The sequence below is a fragment of the Bdellovibrionales bacterium genome, assembly GCA_019750295.1.
GTDB lineage: Bacteria > Bdellovibrionota > Bdellovibrionia > Bdellovibrionales > JAGQZY01 > JAIEOS01.
Window position 1 is genome coordinate 1 of sequence record JAIEOS010000003.1, and the last position, 3,313, is coordinate 3,313.

4 protein-coding genes are annotated in these 3,313 nt (G+C 43.0%); all 4 read left to right on the forward strand.

Going from position 1 to position 3,313, the window contains the following annotated elements:
• Positions 1–954, forward strand: a 954-nt coding sequence (locus K2Q26_00790; protein MBY0314027.1) for a hypothetical protein, incomplete at its 5' end; no start/stop codon positions are given.
• Positions 951–1,559, forward strand: a complete 609-nt coding sequence (locus K2Q26_00795) for a hypothetical protein (protein MBY0314028.1) — start codon at positions 951–953, stop codon at positions 1,557–1,559. The genes K2Q26_00790 and K2Q26_00795, both read left to right, overlap by 4 nt.
• Positions 1,556–2,260, forward strand: a complete 705-nt coding sequence (locus K2Q26_00800; protein MBY0314029.1) for an HAD family hydrolase — start codon at positions 1,556–1,558, stop codon at positions 2,258–2,260. Before K2Q26_00795 ends, K2Q26_00800 begins: the two co-directional genes overlap by 4 nt.
• Positions 2,261–3,313, forward strand: a 1,053-nt coding sequence (locus K2Q26_00805; GenBank protein ID MBY0314030.1) for a hypothetical protein, incomplete at its 3' end; no start/stop codon positions are given.

A 3,313-nucleotide genomic window follows, 5' to 3' on the forward strand; every position in this document is an offset into this window, starting at 1 on the left:
CGAATTGAAATGCCTTGGTTTCGTCGACATCGCCCTTTGCTGATCGGCTTAGCTGGGAACTCGGGTGCGGGTAAGAATCGACTGGCGAGCACGCTCTACGATCTCTTTGGTAAAAATGCAACTTCTCTGATCGAAGGCGACGATTATCACAAGTGGGAGAGAGGTAACGAGAAGTGGCAGGATTACACTCATTTGAATCCGCGAGCGAACTATCTAGAAACTCTATCTCAGCATATCTTGATGCTTCTGCAAGGTCAGCCTGTTTTTAAATCCCAGTATGATCATTCATCGGGCCAATTCACCGATGAGCGTTTCGTCACCGCTAAGAAGAATATTATTGTTCAAGGTTTGCACACTTTTTACCCCATCGTCCTAAGACAAATCATGGATATTAAGATTTTCGTCGCCCCCCATGAACAATTACGCACGTACTGGAAGATAAAAAGGGACGTGAGTGAGCGCGGCCACGTGTTAGAAAAAGTAGTGAGTTCTATCAAAGCACGACAGAAGGATTCAAAAAATCACATCGATCCTCAGCAGCGTTTTTCCCATTGGACATTGGCTTACACACCCTACAGCACCGATTTAGTAGATCTCGAGTCGCCGAAAGTATTCATCCATGCAGATCTCGCAAAGAATCCTGATACGTTCCAGGTTCATCACATTATTAACGATACTCCCATCGATAATCTGGTCGAGGAACTTCGAAAACTTAAAACTCTAAAAGTTTTATGTGAGCCAGATCTTAATAATTTAGATTTTTTAAAGTTAGAAATCCACGGCACCATCACCGTCGAAGAGGTTGGAGCGATTGCGGAGCGAGCATTTGGTAATATTCGCCATCTCACTCGGTCTGACAACACTCCAATTTGGGAATCAGGATACGACGGAATTAATCAACTTATTTTTTTAGCGCTTATTGTTCGGTCCGAAGCGAAGTGGAGAAATTCATGATCTTTATCGAACATCGCAAGAACTCTATAGCCGATCTTAAAAACACAAAATCTTCCAATGGTCTAGAGATGGATCTTCGCTCGCGTATCGACCGAAAAGGAGAGTTGGTTGTGACTCACGACGCGTTTTCTCAGGGAGATACCTTTGATGAGTGGTTCGAAGTTTTTATAAATCTTAAAATGCAAGGTCCACTCGTTTTAAACGTCAAAGAAGATCAGCTGGAAGAGGTTCTCATCGATAAAATGAAATCTAAGAATATCGAAAACTATTTGTTTTTAGATTCCACTTTTCCGAGTTTTATGAAGTTAAGAAAAATGAAAATGGCACACAAGTGCTTGTTGAGGATTTCTAAATTCGAATCGATTGAAACTGTTTTGCCCTTTGCCGGTGAAGTGGAGTGGCTTTGGGTAGATTGTTTTGATGGCATTCCTGCAGATATTCAACTATTACAACGGGTCGCTTCGAAGTTTAAACTTTGTATGGTTTCTCCCGAACTTCAAGGTCATTCCCTCGAAACGAGTATTGACCGATTTTTACCGCAGGCTTTTTTGTTTTCGGCGATTTGCACAAAAAATTGGAGTTTGTGGAAGGAAAGGCTTAAGTGAGTCTCAAAGAAAAGCTAAAAAATGTCCGAAACATAATATTTGATCTCGATGACACTCTTATTGATTCCACAACGATTTACGAGCAGGCATTATCAGAAATAGGTTTGTCTCTGAAGCATCCTGATTATCTAGCGGCGCGCGAGCAAGTGAAGGTGCGCTTGGGGACCGGGCATCCGTCGGCACGCAATCGGTTGCTTTACTTTAAAAGTCTTCTCGAAAATAAACGGCAGTTTTCGGCGCGGAAGCTTCTCGATACGATGGATAAATACGAGGTGGCTTTGCACAAATACACTTTGGAGAATATAGCGATTTCGGGGCGAGCTGAGCTCCTAGGCGCCCTTAAAGACAAAGGTGTGCGAATGGCCATTGTTTCTAATGAAAATCTTCGAACTCAAATGATAAAAATGCTTGCGGTGGACCCGCAGAATCAATACTTCGAGCATGTATTGTTCTCTGAAGAGATGGGGGTGGAAAAACCGGACGCCAAGATCTTTAAAGAGATGTTAGAAAAAACGAAGTTCAATGTGGAAGAGACTTTGATGATTGGCGATAGTTGGGATGCAGATATCCTCGGTGCCGCGGATCTGGGAATACGCTCGCTTTGGTCGCTCGAGTTTATTCCGCATTTTGATCGAAAAGAGCACCCCCTTTGCTTGGGGACGATAGCCGCATTGGCAGAGATCAAGGATTATATCTTTTAAATGGAAAATCGTATACCACTGCCCCGTCATTATAAATATTTTGCCTTTGTTGCGTTGGTTTTGAGCGCGATAGCCATCGTCTCTTCCATTACGATCAGTGGAAGTTTTTATCGTTCGTTTTGGCCCTCAGAGATGTTTGGTGTTCACAAAGGATTGCCTCTTTTGAAGGATACCCCATTGTTTCTCGAGGATGCCGCGGGCTGGGACGGACAATTTTATTATCTCATCGCCAACTACCCCTTCTCGAACTCTTATCCTCAGTATTTAGACTCAGCAGCTTATCGCACTCAAAGGATCGGTTTGCCGGTGACAGCGAACCTGGTCAGTCGATTTCTGTTTATGGAATACGTATCTCCCCTGGTTTACAGTCTCACGAATATATTTGTTTTTTTGATCTGCGCTTTAATTTTAATTTCGAATTTTGAAAGATGGGGGCAAGGGTTCTCCGTTTTACTTGTGCCCTGGTTGAGTTCGGTCGGAGTGACGGCGACTTTATCGCACGGATTACCAGATGCATTCACCAGTGGAATTCTAATGGTCGCCATTCTCTTCTACTTTAAAAATAAACTTTATCTCTACATGGCCTTCGCGACCTTTGCGGTTCTCTGCCGCGAGGGGACGGCCTTTTTATTTGCTGGTATAGCGTTGTGGGAGGGGCTAGCTATGATTCGCGCACGCTCCTTGATTTTTAGGAATATATTCACCGTAAGCGCACCGCTCGTAGGCCTTATTTTTTGGCAACTTTATCTTTATAATTTGTTTGGCTACTTTCCATCAAAACAGGCTCATGGAATGTTAGCTGCACCTCTCGAGGCAGTCTTGAAATATTTTTGGAGCAACACTCAGTCTCACAAAAATCTATATACTTTTCATTACCTTTTGATCATTGGTTTAGCTTTTTTCATGGGCTTCAAAGCATTGATGTCGCAAGGTAATACGAAGACCAGAGCTTTAGGTCTAGGAATATTAATTTACACTTTTCTTTTGTCTTGTCTCGGCCATGGGGTATTCATGTATCACCGGGATTTTCTAAAAGGAGTTCTCGATCTTTTG

Bases quoted from the DNA above. Each gene is read 5' to 3' on its own strand.
- K2Q26_00795 (MBY0314028.1), top strand. From the start codon at position 951: ATGATCTTTATCGAACATCGCAAGAACTCTATAGCCGATCTTAAAAAC.